The sequence below is a fragment of the Clostridium lacusfryxellense genome (assembly GCF_018861735.1).
Classification (GTDB): Bacteria; Bacillota; Clostridia; order Clostridiales; family Clostridiaceae; genus Clostridium_AD; species Clostridium_AD lacusfryxellense.
The window spans coordinates 56,690-76,669 of record NZ_JAHLEB010000012.1 but is presented as its reverse complement, the minus strand read 5'-3'; the positions used below and the strand labels follow the sequence as shown (position 1 = coordinate 76,669).

At 34.6% G+C, this 19,980-nt stretch carries 35 protein-coding genes; all 35 read left to right on the top strand.

Annotation, left to right across the window (positions count from 1 at the left end; all coding sequences use genetic code 11):
* Nucleotides 1–3 precede the first annotated feature (3 nt).
* Nucleotides 4–474 (top strand): 30S ribosomal protein S7, encoded by a 471-nt coding sequence (rpsG, locus tag KPL55_RS09265; RefSeq protein WP_216306427.1) that lies wholly within the window; start codon nt 4–6, stop codon nt 472–474.
* A gap of 73 nt (nt 475–547) precedes the next feature.
* On the top strand, nt 548–2,611 hold the full coding sequence (gene fusA / locus KPL55_RS09260; RefSeq protein ID WP_216306426.1) for an elongation factor G: 2,064 nt from the start codon (nt 548–550) through the stop codon (nt 2,609–2,611).
* Nucleotides 2,612–2,656: 45 nt separating this feature from the next.
* Nucleotides 2,657–3,850 carry an elongation factor Tu gene (gene tuf, locus KPL55_RS09255; protein WP_216306425.1) on the top strand — a complete coding sequence of 398 codons (1,194 nt, stop codon included), beginning with the start codon at nt 2,657–2,659 and terminating at the stop codon, nt 3,848–3,850.
* 409 nt (nt 3,851–4,259) lie between these two features.
* Nucleotides 4,260–4,568, top strand: coding sequence for a 30S ribosomal protein S10 (rpsJ, locus tag KPL55_RS09250; RefSeq protein ID WP_216306424.1), 309 nt, complete (start codon nt 4,260–4,262; stop codon nt 4,566–4,568).
* Nucleotides 4,569–4,687: 119 nt separating this feature from the next.
* Nucleotides 4,688–5,317: a 50S ribosomal protein L3 gene (rplC, locus tag KPL55_RS09245; RefSeq protein ID WP_216306423.1), complete on the top strand. Its 630-nt coding sequence runs from the start codon at nt 4,688–4,690 to the stop codon at nt 5,315–5,317.
* A 23-nt stretch (nt 5,318–5,340) separates the two neighbouring features.
* Nucleotides 5,341–5,961 (top strand): 50S ribosomal protein L4, encoded by a 621-nt coding sequence (gene rplD, locus KPL55_RS09240; protein ID WP_216306422.1) that lies wholly within the window; start codon nt 5,341–5,343, stop codon nt 5,959–5,961.
* On the top strand, nt 5,961–6,254 hold the full coding sequence (gene rplW, locus KPL55_RS09235) for a 50S ribosomal protein L23 (RefSeq protein WP_216306421.1): 294 nt from the start codon (nt 5,961–5,963) through the stop codon (nt 6,252–6,254). The genes rplD and rplW overlap by 1 nt, the downstream gene beginning before the upstream one ends.
* Nucleotides 6,255–6,309: 55 nt before the next feature.
* Nucleotides 6,310–7,143, top strand: coding sequence for a 50S ribosomal protein L2 (gene rplB / locus KPL55_RS09230; protein ID WP_216306420.1), 834 nt, complete (start codon nt 6,310–6,312; stop codon nt 7,141–7,143).
* A 63-nt stretch (nt 7,144–7,206) separates the two neighbouring features.
* Complete coding sequence (rpsS, locus tag KPL55_RS09225) at nt 7,207–7,488, top strand: 30S ribosomal protein S19 (RefSeq protein WP_216306419.1); 282 nt, start codon at nt 7,207–7,209, stop codon at nt 7,486–7,488.
* A 21-nt stretch (nt 7,489–7,509) separates the two neighbouring features.
* Nucleotides 7,510–7,845 (top strand): 50S ribosomal protein L22, encoded by a 336-nt coding sequence (gene rplV / locus KPL55_RS09220; RefSeq protein WP_216306418.1) that lies wholly within the window; start codon nt 7,510–7,512, stop codon nt 7,843–7,845.
* Nucleotides 7,846–7,861: 16 nt separating this feature from the next.
* Entirely contained in the window at nt 7,862–8,527 is a 666-nt protein-coding gene (gene rpsC, locus KPL55_RS09215; RefSeq protein WP_216306417.1) for a 30S ribosomal protein S3, read from the top strand.
* 25 nt (nt 8,528–8,552) lie between these two features.
* Nucleotides 8,553–8,996, top strand: coding sequence for a 50S ribosomal protein L16 (gene rplP / locus KPL55_RS09210; protein WP_216306416.1), 444 nt, complete (start codon nt 8,553–8,555; stop codon nt 8,994–8,996).
* Nucleotides 8,986–9,198, top strand: coding sequence for a 50S ribosomal protein L29 (gene rpmC / locus KPL55_RS09205; protein WP_216306415.1), 213 nt, complete (start codon nt 8,986–8,988; stop codon nt 9,196–9,198). Before rplP ends, rpmC begins: the two co-directional genes overlap by 11 nt.
* A 21-nt stretch (nt 9,199–9,219) precedes the next feature.
* Nucleotides 9,220–9,474 carry a 30S ribosomal protein S17 gene (gene rpsQ, locus KPL55_RS09200; RefSeq protein ID WP_216306414.1) on the top strand — a complete coding sequence of 85 codons (255 nt, stop codon included), beginning with the start codon at nt 9,220–9,222 and terminating at the stop codon, nt 9,472–9,474.
* 36 nt (nt 9,475–9,510) lie between these two features.
* The gene (gene rplN, locus KPL55_RS09195) at nt 9,511–9,879 is read left to right on the top strand and encodes a 50S ribosomal protein L14 (protein WP_216306413.1); all 369 of its coding nucleotides are present in this window, start codon (nt 9,511–9,513) and stop codon (nt 9,877–9,879) included.
* Between the two features lie 17 nt (nt 9,880–9,896).
* Nucleotides 9,897–10,220, top strand: a complete 324-nt coding sequence (gene rplX, locus KPL55_RS09190) for a 50S ribosomal protein L24 (RefSeq protein WP_216306412.1) — start codon at nt 9,897–9,899, stop codon at nt 10,218–10,220.
* 22 nt (nt 10,221–10,242) lie between these two features.
* On the top strand, nt 10,243–10,785 hold the full coding sequence (gene rplE, locus KPL55_RS09185) for a 50S ribosomal protein L5 (protein WP_216306411.1): 543 nt from the start codon (nt 10,243–10,245) through the stop codon (nt 10,783–10,785).
* Between the two features lie 15 nt (nt 10,786–10,800).
* The gene (locus tag KPL55_RS09180) at nt 10,801–10,986 is read left to right on the top strand and encodes a type Z 30S ribosomal protein S14 (protein WP_071614619.1); all 186 of its coding nucleotides are present in this window, start codon (nt 10,801–10,803) and stop codon (nt 10,984–10,986) included.
* Between the two features lie 32 nt (nt 10,987–11,018).
* On the top strand, nt 11,019–11,417 hold the full coding sequence (gene rpsH / locus KPL55_RS09175) for a 30S ribosomal protein S8 (RefSeq protein WP_071614618.1): 399 nt from the start codon (nt 11,019–11,021) through the stop codon (nt 11,415–11,417).
* A 198-nt stretch (nt 11,418–11,615) separates the two neighbouring features.
* Complete coding sequence (rplF, locus tag KPL55_RS09170) at nt 11,616–12,155, top strand: 50S ribosomal protein L6 (protein WP_216306410.1); 540 nt, start codon at nt 11,616–11,618, stop codon at nt 12,153–12,155.
* Between the two features lie 20 nt (nt 12,156–12,175).
* A complete protein-coding gene (rplR, locus tag KPL55_RS09165; protein ID WP_216306409.1) occupies nt 12,176–12,538 on the top strand; it encodes a 50S ribosomal protein L18 in 363 nt (120 codons plus the stop codon).
* Nucleotides 12,539–12,555: 17 nt separating this feature from the next.
* A complete protein-coding gene (gene rpsE, locus KPL55_RS09160) occupies nt 12,556–13,053 on the top strand; it encodes a 30S ribosomal protein S5 (protein ID WP_216306408.1) in 498 nt (165 codons plus the stop codon).
* Between the two features lie 12 nt (nt 13,054–13,065).
* Nucleotides 13,066–13,245 carry a 50S ribosomal protein L30 gene (rpmD, locus tag KPL55_RS09155; RefSeq protein WP_216306407.1) on the top strand — a complete coding sequence of 60 codons (180 nt, stop codon included), beginning with the start codon at nt 13,066–13,068 and terminating at the stop codon, nt 13,243–13,245.
* Nucleotides 13,246–13,261: 16 nt separating this feature from the next.
* Entirely contained in the window at nt 13,262–13,702 is a 441-nt protein-coding gene (rplO, locus tag KPL55_RS09150; protein ID WP_216306406.1) for a 50S ribosomal protein L15, read from the top strand.
* A complete protein-coding gene (secY, locus tag KPL55_RS09145; protein ID WP_216306405.1) occupies nt 13,703–14,983 on the top strand; it encodes a preprotein translocase subunit SecY in 1,281 nt (426 codons plus the stop codon). It begins immediately after the preceding gene.
* Between the two features lie 21 nt (nt 14,984–15,004).
* On the top strand, nt 15,005–15,658 hold the full coding sequence (locus KPL55_RS09140; RefSeq protein ID WP_216306404.1) for an adenylate kinase: 654 nt from the start codon (nt 15,005–15,007) through the stop codon (nt 15,656–15,658).
* Nucleotides 15,655–16,401 (top strand): type I methionyl aminopeptidase, encoded by a 747-nt coding sequence (map, locus tag KPL55_RS09135; protein ID WP_216306403.1) that lies wholly within the window; start codon nt 15,655–15,657, stop codon nt 16,399–16,401. Before KPL55_RS09140 ends, map begins: the two co-directional genes overlap by 4 nt.
* 14 nt (nt 16,402–16,415) lie before the next feature.
* Nucleotides 16,416–16,697, top strand: coding sequence for a KOW domain-containing RNA-binding protein (locus KPL55_RS09130; RefSeq protein WP_246599365.1), 282 nt, complete (start codon nt 16,416–16,418; stop codon nt 16,695–16,697).
* 7 nt (nt 16,698–16,704) lie between these two features.
* Nucleotides 16,705–16,923, top strand: a complete 219-nt coding sequence (infA, locus tag KPL55_RS09125; protein WP_125002904.1) for a translation initiation factor IF-1 — start codon at nt 16,705–16,707, stop codon at nt 16,921–16,923.
* Nucleotides 16,924–16,938: 15 nt separating this feature from the next.
* Nucleotides 16,939–17,052 (top strand): 50S ribosomal protein L36, encoded by a 114-nt coding sequence (gene rpmJ, locus KPL55_RS09120; protein ID WP_021122033.1) that lies wholly within the window; start codon nt 16,939–16,941, stop codon nt 17,050–17,052.
* A 106-nt stretch (nt 17,053–17,158) separates the two neighbouring features.
* On the top strand, nt 17,159–17,527 hold the full coding sequence (gene rpsM, locus KPL55_RS09115; protein ID WP_216306402.1) for a 30S ribosomal protein S13: 369 nt from the start codon (nt 17,159–17,161) through the stop codon (nt 17,525–17,527).
* Nucleotides 17,528–17,542: 15 nt separating this feature from the next.
* On the top strand, nt 17,543–17,935 hold the full coding sequence (rpsK, locus tag KPL55_RS09110; RefSeq protein ID WP_216306401.1) for a 30S ribosomal protein S11: 393 nt from the start codon (nt 17,543–17,545) through the stop codon (nt 17,933–17,935).
* A gap of 45 nt (nt 17,936–17,980) precedes the next feature.
* Complete coding sequence (gene rpsD / locus KPL55_RS09105) at nt 17,981–18,601, top strand: 30S ribosomal protein S4 (protein ID WP_216306400.1); 621 nt, start codon at nt 17,981–17,983, stop codon at nt 18,599–18,601.
* A gap of 62 nt (nt 18,602–18,663) precedes the next feature.
* Entirely contained in the window at nt 18,664–19,611 is a 948-nt protein-coding gene (locus KPL55_RS09100; protein ID WP_216306399.1) for a DNA-directed RNA polymerase subunit alpha, read from the top strand.
* A 12-nt stretch (nt 19,612–19,623) separates the two neighbouring features.
* Nucleotides 19,624–19,965, top strand: a complete 342-nt coding sequence (rplQ, locus tag KPL55_RS09095) for a 50S ribosomal protein L17 (RefSeq protein WP_216125692.1) — start codon at nt 19,624–19,626, stop codon at nt 19,963–19,965.
* The last annotated feature ends 15 nt before the right edge of the window (nt 19,966–19,980 follow it).

Here is a 19,980-nt window from a genome sequence, read left to right as displayed (position 1 = left end):
AAAGTGCCGAGAAAAGGATATATTGCAAAACGAGATGTATTACCTGATCCAATGTACAACAGCAAGGTCGTTACAAAGTTAATAAACAATGTAATGGAAGATGGAAAAAGAGGAGTAGCACAAAAAATATGCTATGAGGCTTTCGACATAATTAAAGAAAAAACTGGTAAAGAACCTTTAGAGGTTTTTGAGGCTGCATTAGCTAATGTTATGCCATTACTTGAAGTTAAAGCTAGAAGAATAGGTGGAGCTAATTATCAAGTGCCTATCGAAGTTAGACCTGAGAGAAGACAAACATTAGGATTAAGATGGTTACTTATTGCTGCAGATAAAAGAGGCGAGAAATATGCAAGAGAAAAACTTGCTAATGAATTGCTTGAAGCTGCAAACAATACTGGAGCTGCAGTAAAGAAGAGAGAAGATATTCATAAAATGGCTGAAGCTAATAAAGCTTTTGCTCATTACAGGTATTAATATTAAAACTGTTTTGGCTTTGCCAAGACAGTTTTGTCAAATTTAAAATCATCGTTGAGAGGAGGAACTAATAGTGGGTAGAGAATATTCTTTAGATAAATTCCGAAATATAGGTATTATGGCTCATATAGATGCTGGTAAAACAACAACAACTGAGCGTATATTATTCTATACAGGAAAAACACACAAAATTGGTGAAGTTCATGATGGCGGAGCTACTATGGATTGGATGGTACAAGAGCAAGAAAGAGGTATAACAATAACTTCTGCGGCTACAACTTGTTTTTGGAAGGGTTATAACATAAATATCATTGATACACCTGGTCACGTAGATTTCACAATTGAAGTTCAAAGAGCTTTAAGAGTACTTGATGGTGCAGTTGCTGTATTTGCAGCAAAAGGTGGAGTTGAACCACAATCTGAAACGGTGTGGAGACAAGCTGCTAAGTATAACGTTCCAAGAATGGCGTATGTAAATAAAATGGATATAATGGGTGCAGATTTTTATAGAGTTGTTGAGATGATGCGTGAAAGACTAAGCGCTAATGCAGTTCCAATACAACTTCCAATAGGTAAAGAAGAAGGATTCCTAGGAATTATAGATTTAATTAGAAATATTGCAGAGGTCTATAAGGATGATTTAGGAACACAAATAGAAGAGATAGAAATTCCAGAAGATATGAAAGATTTAGCACAAGAATATAGAGCGGCTATGGTAGAAGCAATAGCTGAACTAGATGAAGATCTTATGATGAAGTATCTTGATGGAGAAGAAATAAGTGAAGAAGAATTAAAAGCAGTATTAAGAAAAGGTGTTCTTAATAATGAAATAGTACCTGTAATCTGTGGTTCTTCATACAAAAATAAAGGTGTTCAAATGATGATAGATGCTGTTATAGAATACATGCCATCACCACTTGATATACCATCTACAAAAGGTCAAGACATTGATACTGGTGAAGAAATGGAAAGACATCCAGATGATAATGAACCAATGTCAGCATTAGCATTTAAAATAGCCACAGACCCATTTGTTGGTAGACTTTGTTTTACAAGAGTTTACTCAGGCATAATGAAAACTGGTACTTATGTTTTAAATGCGAACAAAGGTAAAAAAGAGAGAGTTGCTAGACTAGTTAAAATGCATGCTAATCACAGAGAAGAAGTTGATGAATTACGTGCAGGAGAATTAGGTGCAATAATTGGACTTAAAAATACAACTACTGGTGAAACATTATGTGACGAAGATCATCCAATAATGTTTGAAACTATGGACTTCCCAGATCCAGTTATTCATGTAGCTATTGAGCCGAAAACTAAAGTAGGCCAAGAAAAAATGGGAATGGCTTTATCAAAACTTTCTGAAGAAGATCCAACATTCCAAACTTACACTGATCAAGAAACTGGTCAAACAATAATTGGTGGTATGGGCGAGCTTCATCTAGAAATTATTGTTGATAGACTTCAACGAGAATTTAAAGTTGAATGTAATGTAGGTAAACCACAAGTAGCTTACAAAGAAACAATAAGAAAACAAGTTAAAGCAGAAGGTAAATACATTAAACAATCTGGTGGACGTGGACAATACGGTCACTGTTGGATAGAATTAATACCAACTACTGAAGCTTACTCATTTGAAAATGCTACTGTAGGTGGATCTATTCCGAAAGAATTTATTTCTCCAATTGAGAACGGAATTAAAGAAGCATCTAAGAGTGGTATTCTTGGTGGATTCCCAGTTCTTAACTTTAAAGTTAAGGTAGTTGATGGATCATACCATGATGTTGACTCAAACGAAATGGCATTTAAGGTTGCTGGTTCTATGGCGTTTAAAGCTGGTATGGCAAAAGCAGATCCAGTACTTTTAGAACCAATAATGAAGGTTGAAGTAACAGTTCCAGAAGAGTACATGGGAGATGTTATAGGAGATCTTAATTCAAGAAGAGGTAGAATAGAAGGAATGGACGCTGAATCTGGTGCTCAAGTAATTAGAGCAATGGTTCCATTGTCAGAGATGTTTGGTTATTCTACAACACTTAGATCAAGAACTCAAGGTAGAGGAGTATACAGTATGGAATTTGCTGCATATGAACCAGCACCAAAGAGCGTTCAAGAACAAGTTATAGGTGTTAAATAATTAAAAGATTATAGGATAATATGTAAATATAAGGAGGAATTTAAAATGGCAAAGGTAAAATTCGAAAGAAACAAGCCACATGTAAACATTGGAACAGTAGGACACGTGGATCACGGCAAGACTACATTAACAGCTGCAATAACAGCAGTATTAGCAACTAAGGGTTTAGCAGAAGCTTCAAGATTTGACATGATTGATAAAGCACCAGAGGAAAGAGAAAGAGGAATTACAATTAACACTGCACATGTTGAATATGAAACAGAAAATAGACATTATGCACATGTTGATTGCCCAGGACATGCAGATTATGTAAAGAACATGATCACAGGAGCAGCACAAATGGACGGAGCAATCCTAGTAGTTAGTGCAGCAGATGGTCCAATGCCTCAAACAAGAGAACATATATTACTTGCAAGCAGAGTTGGAGTAGGTTATATAGTAGTATTCTTGAACAAAGCAGATATGGTAGATGATCCAGAATTATTAGAACTTGTTGAAATGGAAGTAAGAGAATTATTAAGTGAGTATGACTTCCCAGGAGACGATATTCCAGTAATAATAGGATCAGCATTAAAAGCATTAGAAAACCCAACAGATCCAGAAGCATCAAAATGCATATTTGAATTGATGGAAGCAGTAGATACTTACATTCCAACACCAGCAAGAGCAACAGACAAACCATTCTTAATGCCAATAGAAGATGTATTCACAATCACAGGTAGAGGAACAGTTGCAACAGGAAGAGTTGAAACTGGGATACTTAAAGTTGGAGAAGAAGTTGAAATCGTTGGACTTAGCGAAGATAAGAGAAAAGTTGTATGTACAGGAGTTGAAATGTTTAGAAAACTTCTAGATCAAGCAATGGCAGGAGATAATATTGGAGCTTTATTAAGAGGAGTACAAAGAGCAGATATTCAAAGAGGTCAAGTACTTTCAAAACCAGGTTCAATACATCCACATGCTAAATTTGTAGGTCAAGTATATGTACTTAAAAAAGAAGAAGGCGGAAGACATACTCCATTCTTCGACGGATACAGACCACAATTTTATTTCAGAACAACTGATGTAACAGGATCAATAAAATTACCAGACGGAATGGAAATGGTAATGCCAGGAGATCACATAGACATGAATGTTGAATTAATAACTCAAGTAGCAATGGATGAGGGATTAAGATTTGCAATCAGAGAAGGTGGAAGAACAGTAGGATCAGGAGTTGTTACTTCAATAGTTAAATAATAATTTTCTAAACAATAATCAAAAAATCATATGATGTTTTTAAAATAATAAAAGCTTTTATTATTAAGGAGAAGGGGACGCTCTTCTCCTTTTGAATGCAATAAAACTTTTGTGTAATTACAAGTTTAAATTGTAAATATTAAAATTAAAAATTAATATTAAAAAATACTTGTCAAAGCAAAAGTTATGTTGTATACTTTAATAGTTGTATTGTGGTAACAGCGATGAGGTAAGAGGTTGCCGGACTTCCGGGTAATTCTTCACCGAGCATGCCCTGATCTAGAATCGGGCGACGGAGTTCCTGCGGTTTGTTCCATTCACTTATTGCATGCAACACCCGGAACAGTTTACAGAACATCCGATGTTGTACGCAAGAAGTAGAGCGTGCAATGAAAAGGAGGAAATAATAATGATTAAGCAAAAAATTAGAATTAGATTAAAGGCTTTTGATCACAACATATTAGATCAATCTGCTGAGAAAATTGTTCAAACAGCAAAAAGCACAGGAGCTAAAGTAGCTGGTCCAGTACCACTACCTACTGAAAAAGACATAATTACAGTATTAAGAGCTCCACACAAATATAAAGATTCAAGAGAGCAATTTGAGATAAGAACTCATAAGAGACTAATAGACATCATTAGTCCATCACCTAAAACAGTTGATGCATTAATGAGATTAGACTTACCAGCTGGTGTTGATATCGAGATAAAACTATAAGCGTACATAGAAGTGCGATGAAGCGTACAGTTAATTTGACTGTTCGTAAGTAATAGATTACTATTACTAACTGTTATGATCACTTTTGTGGTCCGCTAATAAGTAGGAGGTGTATTTTCATGAAAAAAGGTATAATGGGTAAAAAACTTGGAATGACTCAAATATTCGATGAGAATAGAAAAGTAGTTCCAGTAACAGTAGTTGAAGCAGGTCCATGTGTTGTTGTTCAAATCAAGACTGTTGAAAATGATGGTTACAGTGCAATAAAAGTTGGTTTTGGAGATATAAGAGAAAAATTAGTCAACAAACCAATGCAAGGACAATTCGCTAAAGCAGGAACATCTTTAAAAAGATTCGTAAAAGAATTTAGAATGGAAGATACAAGTGCTTATGTTGTAGGTCAAGAATTTACAGCAGATATATTTGCTGCTGGGGATAAAATTGACGTTTCAGGAATTTCCAAAGGAAAGGGATTCCAAGGCGTTATAAAAAGATGGAATGCATCAAGAGGACCTATGAGTCATGGATCTAAGTTCCATAGAGCTCCAGGATCAATGGGAGCATCTTCTGATCCATCAAAAACATTTAAAAACAAACATATGCCAGGTCATATGGGTAATGTTAATACAACAGTAATAAACCTTGAAATAGTTAAAGTAATGGCTGAAAAGAACATTATATTAATTAGAGGTGGAATACCAGGACCTAAAAAAGGTACAGTTGTAATAAGAAACGCTGTCAAAGCGTAATTTTATAGAAAGGAGGATGCAGAATGCTTACATTAGATTTATTTAATAAAGAAGGAAAAAAAGTTGGCGATATTGAGCTAAACGAAAGTATATTTGGAGTGGAAATCAACACAGATGCTTTACACCAAGTTGTAGTAGCACAACTCGCAAATAAAAGACAAGGAACTCAATCAGCTAAAACAAGAGCTGAAGTTCGAGGCGGTGGTATTAAGCCTTGGAGACAAAAAGGAACTGGTAGAGCAAGACAAGGTTCAATTAGAGCACCACAATGGATACATGGTGGTATAGTATTTGCTCCAAAGCCAAGAGATTACCGTATGTCAGTACCTAAATCAATGAGAAGAGTTGCTTTCAAATCAGCTTTATCAGCTAAAGTTGCTGAAAATGAAATGATAGTAATCGATAGTTTAGAATTTGACTCACCTAAAACTAAGGCAATGTTAGAGGTTTTAAAAGCTTTTGATGCTAAGAAAACTTTAATAGTTGTTGAAAAGTCAGATGAAAATGTTTATAAATCAGGAAGAAATATACCTGGAGTACGAGTTACACCAGTAAATAATTTGAATGTTTATGACATACTAAAATATGAGAAATTCATAGTTACAAAGGATGCTGTATCTAAAATAGAGGAGGTGTATATATAATGAAGCTAACAAGCCATGATATTATAAGAAAACCAGTAATTACTGAAAAAAGTATGGCGGTAATGGCTGATAAAAAATACACCTTTATAGTTGATATTCACGCAAATAAAACTCAAGTTAAAAAAGCAGTAGAAGAAGTATTTGGAGTTAAGGTTGAAAATGTTAGAACACTAAGGAATATAGGTAAAACTAAAAGAGTTGGAGTTCACATTGGTAAAAGAGCTGACTTCAAAAAAGCTATTGTTACTTTAACAACAGAAAGCAAAACAATTGAGTTTTTTGACGGAATGTAATTATTAAGCAGGTATTGGCAGAGGCCAGATAAGCGAAAATAAGGAGGGAAATCACATGGCGATTAAGAAATTTAGACCCACCACACCTTCTAGAAGAAATATGACTATGTCTGATTTTGCAGAAATAACAACAGATAAGCCATTAAAATCACTTCTTAGAAGCACAAAAAGATCAGGTGGAAGAAATAATCAAGGTAAAATAACTGTTCGTCACCGAGGTGGTGGAGCAAAACAAGCTTACAGAATAATTGATTTTAAAAGAATTAAAGATGGTATTCCAGCAAAAGTTTCAACAATTGAGTATGATCCGAATAGATCTGCTTACATAGCTCTTGTTGTATATGCTGATGGTGATAAGAGATACATAATAGCTCCAGTTGGATTGAAAGTTGGAGATGTAATAGTATCAGGAGCCGATGCAGATATAAAGGTAGGAAACACTCTTCCAATAGCTAATATTCCACTTGGTTCTACTATTCATAATATAGAACTTCAGGTTGGTAAAGGTGCTCAATTGGTAAGATCAGCAGGTTCTTCAGCTCAGCTTATGGCTAAAGAAGGAGAATATGCTCAGGTAAGACTTCCAAGTGGAGAAGTAAGATATATTAGATTAAACTGTAGAGCTACTATAGGAACAGTTTCTAATTTAACTCATGACATTGTTAACATAGGTAAAGCAGGAAGAAAAAGACACCTAGGATTTAGACCTACAGTCAGAGGATCAGTAATGAATCCAAATGACCATCCACATGGTGGTGGAGAAGGTAAGTCACCAGTTGGTCACGCTAGTCCGATGACTCCTTGGGGTAAACCAGCTTTAGGTTATAAAACTAGAAAAACTAAGAAATACTCTGATAAATTTATTGTTAAGGGTAAAAATAGAAAATAGTTTCAAGAGAATTTAATTTCTCTTCGAAATTATGTTCATTGTGTATGAAGGGAGGCCACTAAAGTGAGTAGATCAGTAAAAAAAGGACCTTATGTGCAAGAAGTTCTGTTAAACAGAATAAATGAAATGAACAAAAATGGCGAGAAAAAAGTAATAAAGACTTGGTCAAGAAGTTCTACTATTTTTCCGCAAATGATAGGGCATACTATCGCAGTACATGATGGAAGAAAACATGTGCCAGTTTATGTTTTAGAAGATATGGTTGGACATAAATTAGGAGAATTCGCATTAACTAGAACATTTAAAGGACACATTGTTAGAGAGAAAACAAGCAAAGTAAGATAGTGTGGGAAGGAGGAAACAAACATGGAGGCTAAAGCTATAGCTAAATATGTGAGAACGTCCTCAATGAAAATCGGGATTGTTCTTGATTTAATAAGAGGAAAAAATGTAAATGAAGCTTTTGCTATATTACAGTACACTCCAAAGAATGCAGCTGAAGTAGTAACTAAAGTTCTTAAATCTGCTGTAGCAAATGCAGAAAACAACTTGAACTTAGATATCAATAGATTATATGTTGCACAAACTTATGCATGTCAAGGTCCAACACTTAAGAGATTTAGACCGCGTGCACAAGGAAGAGCATATAGAATAAGAAAAAGATCTAGCCATGTAACTATAATAGTTACAGAGAGATTATAAGAAGGAGGAATATAGCGTGGGACAAAAAGTACATCCACACGGCTTTAGGGTTGGTGTAATAAAAGACTGGAGTTCTAAATGGTATGCAGATAAAAAGAATTTCGCAGATAATCTTGTTGAAGATTTTAAGATTAGAGAATTCTTAAAAAGCAAACTTTACACAGCTGGAATTTCCAAAATCGAAATTGAAAGAGCTGCTAAAAGAGTTAAAATCAATATACACACTGCTAAACCAGGAATGGTTATTGGTAGAGGCGGCTCTGGTATTGAAGTTATAAAACTTGATATGAAAAAACTTGTAGCTGACAAAAATGTTTTAATTAATATTGTTGAAGTTAAACAAGCAGAGAACAATGCTCAATTAATGGCAGAAAATGTTGCTTCTCAATTAGAAAAGAGAATTTCTTTTAGAAGAGCGATGAAACAAACTATTCAAAGAGCTATGAGATCTGGAGTTAAGGGAGTTAAGATTGCTTGCGCAGGAAGACTTGGCGGAGCAGAAATAGCTAGAACTGAACATTATCATGAAGGTACAATACCACTACAAACAATGAGAGCTGATATAGACTATGGATTTGCAGAAGCAGATACAGTATATGGTAAGATCGGTGTAAAAGTTTGGGTATATAGAGGCGAAGTTCTTCCTACAAAGAAAATCGTTAAGGAAGAAGTAAGCGCATAGAAGTGTAAGGAAGGAGGAATAAGACATGTTAATGCCTAAAAGATCTAAACATCGTAAGGTTCAACGTGGTAGAATGAGAGGAAAAGCAACAAGAGGAAATTTCATTGCATACGGTGATTTCGCATTACAAGCTATGGAATGTGGTTGGGTCAAAAGTAATCAAATAGAAGCAGCCAGAGTTGCAATTAATAGAGAAGTTAAAAGAGGCGGAAAGGTTTGGATTAAAATCTTCCCTGATAAGCCAGTAACTGAAAAACCGGCTGAAACTCGTATGGGTTCTGGTAAAGGATCTGTAGAATATTGGGTAGCAGTTGTTAAACCAGGTAGAGTCTTATTCGAGATTGCAGGAGTAACAGAAGAAGCGGCTAGAGAAGCAATGAGACTTGCTTCACACAAACTTCCAATTAAAACTAAGTTTGTATCTAGAAAAGATTTTGAGGAAATGGGTGGTGAAGTCATTGAAGGCTAATGAATTAAATGAATTAAGACAAAGTAATCCTCAAGACTTGCTAGTAAAAATGTCTGATTTAAAGGCAGAATTATTTAACCTTAGATTTCAGTTAGCTACAGGGCAATTAGAAAACCCTATGAGAATTAAACAGGTTAAAAAATCTATAGCCCAAATTAAGACGATCATTAGGCAAGAAGAAATAAAGGCTTTTGAACAGTAAAACTGAAGGGAGGTTGCTCTTGTGGAAAGAAATAACAGGAAAACAAGAACAGGTAGAGTAGTATCTGATAAAATGGATAAGACAGTAGTTGTTGCAATTGAGACAAAAGTTCGTCATCCATTATACGGAAAGATAATTAATAAAACAACAAAATTTAAAGCTCATGATGAAAATAATGAAGCTAAAATAAATGATAAAGTTTCAATTATGGAAACTAGACCACTATCTAAAGATAAAAGATGGAGAATTACTGGAATAGTTGAAAAAGCTAAATAATGTTTCAGTTCAACGACTGAAAGGAGGGTATTGGATATGATACAACAGCAATCAAGATTAAAAGTTGCAGACAATTCTGGCGCAAAAGAGATTATGTGTATTAGAGTTTTAGGTGGTTCTAAGAGAAAATGGGGAAACATCAGTGATACAATTGTTGCCAGCGTAAAAAGTGCAACACCAGGTGGAGTTGTTAAAAAGGGTGAAGTTGTAAAAGCAGTTATAGTTAGATCTGTAAAAGGTTTAAGAAGAGCTGATGGAACATACCTAAAATTTGATGATAATGCAGCTGTTATCATAAAAGACGATAAAACCCCAAAGGGTACTCGTATATTCGGACCTGTTGCAAGGGAGTTAAGGGATAAAGACTTCACTAAGATCTTATCACTAGCGCCTGAAGTTCTATAAGATAGGAGGTGTCTAACATGGCAGTACAAAAAGTGCACGTAAGAAAAAAAGATACAGTAATGGTTATTTCAGGTAAAGACAAAGGCAAAATAAGCGAAGTCTTAGCTGTATATCCTAAAAAAGGTAAAGTTTTAGTGAAAGATGTTAGTGTTATTACAAAACATCAGAAACCTAGCAAACAAAATATGCAAGGTGGAATAACTCACAGAGAAGCGGCTATAAATAGCGCTAAAGTTATGTTATATTGCACAAAATGCAAAAACGTAACAAGAATAAACAGTAAGATATTAGAAGATGGAACTAAAGTAAGAGTATGTAAGAAATGCAACGAAACATTTTAATCCCTGAAAGGAGGTTTAACATATGAGTACAAGACTACAAGAAAAATATAATAATGAAGTAGTTCAAGCGTTAATGGAAAAATTCGGTTATAAAAATATAATGGAAGTACCAAAGCTTGAAAAGATAGTTTTAAATATGGGAGTTGGAGAAGCTAAAGACAATTCTAAGGTTTTAGATGCAGCTGTTAGTGACATGCAAATTATCGCAGGTCAAAAACCAGTTATAACAAGGTCTAAGAAGTCTATAGCTAACTTTAAACTAAGAGAAAATACGCCAATCGGCTGTAAAGTTACATTAAGAAAAGCTCAGATGTTCGAATTTGCTGATAAATTAATGAATGTTGCATTACCTAGAGTTAGAGATTTTAGAGGAGCTTCTTCTAAATCATTTGACGGCAGAGGAAATTATGCTATCGGTATTAAGGAACAACTTATATTCCCTGAAATTGAATATGATAAAATAGACAAGATCAGAGGAATGGATATAATATTTGTTACTACTGCGAAGACAGACGAGGAAGCAAGAGCGTTGTTAAGATTCCTTGGAATGCCATTTGCTCAATAATAGGGAGGTAAACATATGGCACGTAAGGCTTTAATAGAGAAATGGAAAAAAGAACCTAAATATTCAACTAGAGCTTATACAAGATGCAGACTATGTGGAAGACCACATTCTGTATTACAAAAATTTGGTATATGCCGTATCTGTTTTAGAGAACTTGCACACAAGGGAGAAATTCCTGGTTGCAGAAAAGCAAGTTGGTAATTAGAACATTCTAATGAAAGGAGGCACGAAAAATGGTTATGACTGACCCAATCGCAGACTTGCTAACACGTATAAGAAATGCTAATGTTGTTAGACACGAAATAGTAGAAGTACCTTCTTCAACAATAAAGAAGGAAATTGCAAATATATTGCTTCAAGAGGGATACCTTAAAAATATAGAAGAATATAACGATGGCGTTGTTCCTATGATGAGACTAGCTATGAAATATGGTCAAAACAAGGAAAGAGTTATCACTGGACTTAAGAGAATATCTAAGCCAGGTTTAAGAGTATATTCTAAAAATGAAGATATTCCAAAAGTATTGAATGGACTAGGAGTTGCTATAATATCAACTTCAAAAGGACTAGTAGCTGATAGAGAAGCAAGAAAATTAGGCCTTGGCGGAGAAGTTATTTGTTATATTTGGTAGTCTAATAATTCTAAAGCATAACGGTATTTACTTGTTATGTACATAGTAATAATAGATAATTTAAAGAAAAACAAATCTAGTATGTGCTAAAGTAAAATAAAGACTAAACAATTAATAATTGGATAGTATTTAAAATGAATATATGAGGCATAGCAATTAGTTGTTATGTGCCCTGAAAAGAATACAGGAGGTGTAAGTATGTCAAGAATCGGAAGACTTCCAGTAGTTATACCTAATGGAGTAACTGTTACAGTTTCACCAACTAATGTTGTTAATGTAAAAGGACCAAAAGGTGAGCTAACTCAAAACATGAGTACTAAAATGAATATAGCTATGGAAGACAATACTGTGGTAGTTACAAGACCAAGTGATGTAAAAGAGCATAGAGCTCTTCATGGACTTACAAGATCATTAATCAATAATATGGTTATTGGAGTTACAGAGGGATATGAGAAAACACTTGAGTTAGTTGGCGTTGGTTACAGAGCTCAACTAAAAGGATCTAAAATAACATTAAATCTTGGATATTCACATCCAGTTGAAATAGATGCAGTTGCAGGAATCCAATTTATATTACCTGATGCTAACAAGATAATAGTAAAAGGTATAGATAAACAATTAGTTGGAGCTGTTGCAGCAGAAATTAGAACTTGGAGAAAACCAGAACCTTACAAAGGCAAAGGAATCAGATATTCTGGTGAAATTGTTAGACGTAAGGAAGGTAAAACAGGTAAATAAAGTAGGAAGGAGTGAATGATGTGTTCAAGAAAGAAGATAGACAAAAGGCAAGAGTTAAGCGTCATCTTAGAGTTCGAAAGAAAATTTCTGGTACAGCGCAAAGACCAAGATTAGCTGTATATAGAAGTGAAAAGAACATATATGCTCAAATAATAGATGATGTAGCAAAAATCACATTAGTTTCTGCTTCAAGCGTTGATAAAGCTTTCGAACAAAAAATTGGAAGTAATAAAGATGCTGCAAAATTAGTAGGAAAAATGATTGCTGAAAGAGCACTTGAAAAAGGAATAGAAGAAGTTGTATTTGACAGAGGCGGATATGTATATCACGGTAGAGTACAAATCCTCGCTGAAGGAGCAAGAGAAGCTGGACTTAAATTCTAAGAGAAGGAGGGAAACACATGAAAATTGATCCTAGCACATTAGACCTTAAAGAAAAAGTAGTTAATATAAACAGAGTTGCTAAGGTTGTTAAAGGTGGAAGAAACTTCAGATTCAGCGCATTAGTTGTTGTTGGAGACGAAAACGGACACGTTGGCGTTGGAATGGGCAAATCTGTAGAAATTCCTGAAGCAATTAGAAAAGGAATAGAAGATGCTAAGAAGAATTTAGTAAACGTAGCTATGGTTGGATCAACTATTCCACATACTATTGATGGTAAGTTTGGTACTTCAGTTATTCACATAATGCCTGGTGCAGAAGGTACTGGAGTTTTAGCTGGCGGTCCAGTTAGAGCGGTTCTAGAATTATCAGGATTAAAAGATGTTAGAGCTAAATCTTTAGGCTCTAGTAATGCAAGAAATGTAGTTAATGCTACTATTGATGGTTTAGCGAGACTAAGAACAGTAGAAGACGTTGCTAAATTAAGAGGCAAAACTGTAGAAGAAATTTTAAGATAGGAGGGGAAAACCTTGGCTAAAGTTAAAATAACATTGGTAAAAAGCTTAATAGGTAGAAAGAAAGAACATATTGCTACAGTTAATGCTTTAGGATTAAGAAAAATAGGAAAAGATGTTGAGCACGAGGAAACTCCTCAGATCAGAGGTATGATTAACAAAGTTATATATCTAATAAAAGTAGAAGAAGTATAAACGAGGAGGTGTTGACATGAAACTTCATGAGTTAAGACCTGCGGAAGGTTCAAAAAAATCTCCAAAGAGAATCGGTAGAGGTACTGGTTCAGGCTGGGGAAAAACTGCAGGAAGAGGTCAGGATGGACAAAACTCTAGATCAGGTGGTGGAACAAGACCAGGATTCGAAGGAGGCCAAATGCCTTTATACAGAAGATTACCTAAAAGAGGTTTTACAAATATTTTTGCAAAGAAATATTCTTGTATAAATGTTGATAGGTTGAATGTATTCGAAGATGGTACAGTAGTTACACCAGAATTGCTCTTAGAGAGAAGAATTATAAGAAAAGTGTATGATGGAGTTAAGATACTTGGTAATGGTAAATTAGAAAAGAACTTAACGGTTAATGTAAAAAGTTTCTCTAAAGGAGCAGCTGAGAAAATTGAAGCTGCTGGAGGAAAAGCTGAGGTGATATAAGTGTTATCAACCCTACGTAATGCCTGGAAAGTCCCTGATTTAAAAAAACGTATGATATTCACACTACTTATGGTTGTAATTATGCGGGTAGGAATTTTTATTCCTGTTCCTGGTGTAGATGCTAGCAAACTTGGAAGCTTAACAAGTAATGGAGGTACATTACTTAGTTTTTATGATATGCTTTCAGGCGGTGCATTTGGAAAGTTTAGTATTTTTGCTATGGGCGTTGGTCCATACATAAATGCATCGATTATAATGCAATTACTTGTAATAGCAATTCCATATTTAGAGCAACTTTCTAAAGAAGGTCTTGAAGGACGCAAGCGGATACAAGATTTTACTAGATATGCTTCAATAGTACTTGGAGCTTTGCAAGCTTTTGGTATGTATGCAATTATTTCAGGTACTGGAGCATTTTCGGATACATCTAGTTTGACCATATTTTTAGTGATACTAACGATGACAACCGCATCAACATTCTTGGTGTGGATAGGTGAACAAATTACGGGTAAAGGTATTGGTAATGGTGTTTCATTAATAATATTTATTAATATTATATCAGGATTACCTGAAACAGTTTATAAAGTTGCTGCGCTTCAAAAGGCCGGTACTGTAAATTTGGTAGAGGTTATAATGCTTGTTGTAGTTGCTATTGCACTATTAGTTGCAGTAGTAATTGCAAGTTTAGGTGAAAGAAGAATTCCAGTTCAATATGCTGGAAAAGCTGTTGGAAACAAGGTTTTTAAAGGGCAATCAACTCATATTCCTATTAATGTAAATGCATCTGGAGTTATCGGTATAATTTTTGCGATGTCAGTAATGACATTCCCAGAAACTATAGCACAGCTTAAACCGACATCTGCAATTGCAAAGTTCATTACAGGAAGCCCTTGGAGCATATTTGAAAGAAATAGTTGGAAGTACTCAGTGGTGTATGCTATATTAATAATATTCTTTACATGGTTTTATACTCAGGTAACATTTAAACCTGATGAAATGGCTGAAAATATGCATAAGTCATCAGGATTTATACCAGGGATCAGACCAGGAGAGAATACAGCAACATATATCGATATGGTACTTACAAAGATTTCAATAATCGGAGGAACTTTCGCCGCTGTTATAGCATTGTTCCCTATTGTTGTAGAGGCATATACTCAGTTTAAAGGAATATACTTTGGTGGTACAATGTTATTAATTATGGTAAATGTTGCTCTTGAAACATTAAGACAACTCGAGTCACAATTAGTAATGAGGCATTACCATGGATTCCTTAAATAAATAATACCAGGAGATGATTCTATGAGAATAATCTTGTTAGGTCCTCCGGGAGCCGGAAAAGGAACGCAAGCAAAATCCATAAGCAATAAGTTCGCCATACCACATATATCAACGGGGGATATATTCAGAAAGAATATTTCTGAAAAAACCCCACTTGGAATTGAAGCTAAGAAACATATTGATAAGGGACATTTAGTTCCTGATCAATTGACTATAGACTTAATCAAGGATAGGTTAAATAATGAAGATTGCAAAAATGGATTTTTACTAGATGGCTATCCAAGAACTGTTAACCAAGGTGAGGCATTAAAAACTTTATTAGACGAAAAGGGTCACTCCCTTGATACAGCGTTATTAATAGAGATTCCTAGAGAGTTTATTCTTAATAGAATGACCGGTCGAAGAGTTTGTCTTACTTGTGGTGCTAGCTACCATATTAAATTCAATCCATCGAAAGTTGATGGAAAATGTGATGTGTGTGGGAGCGAGCTTGTGCAAAGAGCTGATGACGCTGAGGAGACCGTTAGTGAACGGTTAGACATATATGAGGCTCAAACACAACCATTAATTCGGTATTATGATGATAAGAAATTGTTATCAGTAGTTGATGGAACGAAAGCAATTGATAGTGTATTTGAAAGTGTCTGTGGTATCTTAGGAGAGATTGAAGAGTGATAAACATAAAAAGTGATATGGAAGTTCAATTTATGAGATGTGCGGGTAAGGTGGTTGCAGATGCTCTTGCAATAATTGAAAGGGCAATAAAACCTGGAATTACAACTGCAGAACTGAATAAATTAGCTGAAGAGTTCATAGTACAACAGGGTGCTAAACCATCTTTTAAGGGATATTGTGGATTTCCAGCTTCCATTTGTACATCTGTTAATGATGAAGTGGTTCATGGGATTCCAAGTAACCGGATTTTACTTGAAGGTGACATAATTAGCATAGATTGTGGTGCCATATTAAATGGATATCATGGAGATGCTGCTAGAACTTTTCCGGTAGGCAAAATATCGAGTGAAGCTTCAATGCTCATTGAGGTCACTAAAAATAGTTTCTTTAAGGGTGTTGAAAAAGCTATAATCGGTAATAGATTATCAGATATATCTGCTGCAATTCAGTGTTATGCTGAAGGCCATGGATACTCTGTAGTTAGGGATTTTGTAGGTCATGGAATTGGTACTTCAATGCATGAAGATCCTGAAATTCCTAATTATGGTGCTCCAAACAAAGGTCCTAAGTTAGTCCATGGTATGGTACTTGCAATTGAACCTATGATAAATATAGGAAAACATTATGTCAAAGTAAAGTCTAATAAGTGGACAGTAGTTACAAGAGATGGCAGTTTATCTGCACATTATGAAAATACTGTTGCTGTTTTAAGAAATGGTCCTGAAATATTAACTTTGGACTAATAGAGGTGAATGATTTGGAGAAAAATAACCTTGTAGGTAAGGTAGTAAATTCTAAGGCAGGAAGAGATATGCATAGAAATTTTATTGTGGTAGGTATACTAAATGAAGAATATGTGTTTATTTCTGATGGAGAGTTGAGACGGATTGAGAAACCTAAAAAGAAAAAGGTTAAACATCTGAATTTTACTAGTACTGTTGCTGAAGAAATTAGAAATAAAATTTTATCTAAAAATGAGGTCACTAATTCTAAAATTAAAATATTTTTGCAGTCTGCAGAGAATGGTAAGGAGGTTTGATTACCTTATGTCAAAAGATGATATAATAGAAATGCAAGGTGTTGTGCTTGAAACTTTGCCCAATGCAATATTTCAAGTTGAACTTGAGAGTGGGCATAAAATACTAGCTCATATTTCGGGAAAGTTAAGAATGAATTTTATAAGAATATTACCAGGCGATAAGGTTACAGTAGAACTTTCCCCATATGATTTAACTCGTGGGAGAATAACTTGGAGAGACAAGTAATAAGGAGGGTTAGCTATGAAAGTAAGACCATCAGTTAAACCTATGTGTGAAAAATGTAAAGTTATAAAGAGAAAAGGAAGAGTAATGGTTATCTGTGAAAATCCTAAACATAAACAAAAACAAGGTTAATAGGTTTAGTTGCAAATTAATATAATAATAATTAGTTATTACATCGTTTTTAAGTAATAGATGTGATAAAATGTAACAACAAGAACGTGGGAGGTGTAAACAGTAAATGGCAAGAATAGCAGGTATTGACCTACCAAGGGAAAAAAGAGTAGAAATAGGTTTAACATATATATTTGGTATTGGTTTAACTAAATCACAGGGAATTCTTAAATCTACAGGCGTAAATCCTGATACAAGGGTTAAAGATTTAACTGAAGAAGAAGTTAATGAACTTAGAACATTCATTCAAAAGAATTTTTTAATCGAGGGTGACTTAAGAAGAAGAGTTGCTTTAGACATAAAAAGATTAATGGAGATCGGATGTTATAGGGGAATAAGACATAGAAAAGGTCTTCCAGTAAGAGGACAAAAAACTAAGACTAACGCTAGAACAAGAAAAGGCCCTAAAAAAACAATGGCGGGTAAGAAGAAATAGTAAGGAGGGAATAAAATGGCTCAAAAAGTTAAAAGAAGTAGAAGAAAAAAAGAAAGAAAAAATGTTGAGCACGGTTGTGCACACATTAAGTCTACTTTCAATAATTCCATCGTTACACTTACAGATGCATCAGGAAATGCTTTAGCATGGTCTAGTGCAGGTGGATTAGGTTTTAGAGGATCAAGAAAGAGTACACCATTTGCAGCTCAAATGGCAGCAGAAGCTGCTACAAAAGCTGCTATGGAACACGGTTTGAAGAGTGTTGATGTATTTGTTAAAGGACCAGGCGGCGGTAGAGAAGCGGCAATTAGATCACTTCAAGCAGCTGGACTAGAAATAACATTAATCAAAGACGTTACTCCAATTCCACATAATGGTTGTAGACCACCAAAGAGAAGAAGAGTATAATTAACCAGATGCTAAATAGGATAGTAAATAGGAGGTGTAATTTGAATGGCAAGATATACTGGAGCTACTTGTAGACTTTGCAGAAGAGAAGGTATGAAGCTAAACCTTAAGGGTGATAGATGCTTTACAGATAAATGTGCATTTGCCAGAAGAGGCTATGCACCAGGACAACATGGACAGAGTAAGAAGAAAATGTCCAATTACGGATTACAATTGAGAGAAAAACAAAAAGCTAAGAGAATATACGGAATACTTGAAAGCCAATTTAGAAGATACTATGAAAAAGCTGACAAGTTAAGGGGAATAACAGGTGAAAACCTATTAAAACTTCTAGAAGTGAGACTTGATAACGTAGTTTATAGATTAGGATACGGTAATTCAAGACAAGAAGCTAGGCAACTAGTAACTCACGGACATTTCTTAGTTAACGGTAAAAAGGTGGATATTCCTTCTTACAGTTTAACTGCAAACGAAGTAGTATCTGCATGTGAAAAGAGCAGAGCTACTGAGAAATTTAAGGTTTTCCTTGAAAACCCTAAAACTTTACCAAATTGGTTAGAAGCTAACTTAGAGAAATTCGAAGGAAAAGTTTTATCACAACCAACTAGGGAAGATATAGATGTTCCTGTTAACGAAACGTTAATCGTCGAGTTATACAGCAAATAATCATTAATATAGAATCAGTTGCCCTCATAATAAGTTGCCAATAAAAAAAAGGAGGGTTTATTATGTTAGAAATTGAAAAGCCAAAAATAGAATGTGTAGAAACAGCTGAAGATGGGTCTTATGGTAAGTTTATAATTGAACCACTAGAAAGAGGTTATGGTATAACTTTAGGTAATGCATTAAGAAGAATTCTTCTTTCTTCATTACCAGGAGTTGCTACTAGTGCAGTTAAGATTGATACAGTACTTCACGAATTTTCTACAGTTAAAGGTGTTAAAGAAGATGTTACAGAATTAATTCTAAACATCAAAAGCTTAGCATTAAAAATGACTGGAGAAGGTCCTAGAACAATTTATATTGATGCTAAAGGACCTGGTGTTGTTACTGGAGCAGATATCAATACTGATGGAGATATAGAGGTCGTTAATGACGATTTACATATTGCAACATTAGATGATGATGCTAGATTATATATGGAATTAACTGTTAATAGAGGTAGAGGATATGTGTCTATGGCTAAAAACAAGACAGATGAATTACCAATAGCTACAATTCCAGTGGATTCAATTTATACTCCTGTTAAAAGAGTAAATTTCTCTGTAGAAAACACTAGAGTAGGCCAAATTACTGATTATGATAAATTAACTATAGAAATTTGGACTAATGGAACAATTAGACCAGATGAAGCCATTGGTTTATCAGCTAAAATACTTATCGAACACTTTAAATTGTTTATGACATTAACAGATCATGCTGATAATGTTGAAATAATGGTAGAAAAAGAAGAAGATAAGAAAGAAAAAGTTCTTGAAATGACTATAGAAGAACTAGATCTTTCAGTTAGAAGCTATAATTGCTTAAAAAGAGCTGGAATTAATACAGTTCAGGAACTAACAGAAAGATCAATGGATGATATGATGAAGGTTAGAAATTTAGGTAAGAAATCACTTGAAGAAGTTGAACAAAAACTTCAAGCTTTGAGTTTGAACTTAAAACTAACTGAAGAGTAAGGAGGAACGCACATGGCAATGTATCGTAAGTTAGGACGATCCACTGATCAAAGAATTGCAATGTTTAGAAGTCTTGCAACTAATTTGTTGAAATATGGAAAAATTGAAACTACAGTAACTAGAGCAAAAGAAACTAGAAAATTTGCTGAAAGAATGATAACTCTTGGTAAAAGAGGAGATCTTCATGCTAGAAGGCAAGCACTTGCATTTATTACTGAAGAAAGCGTTGTTAAAGAGTTATTTGACAATATTGCACCCAAGTATGCTGAGAGAAACGGCGGATATACTAGAATAATGAAAATGGGTCCAAGAAGAGGCGACGCAGCAGAAATGAGCATAATAGAATTAGTATAGTTTGAATAAAGGGGA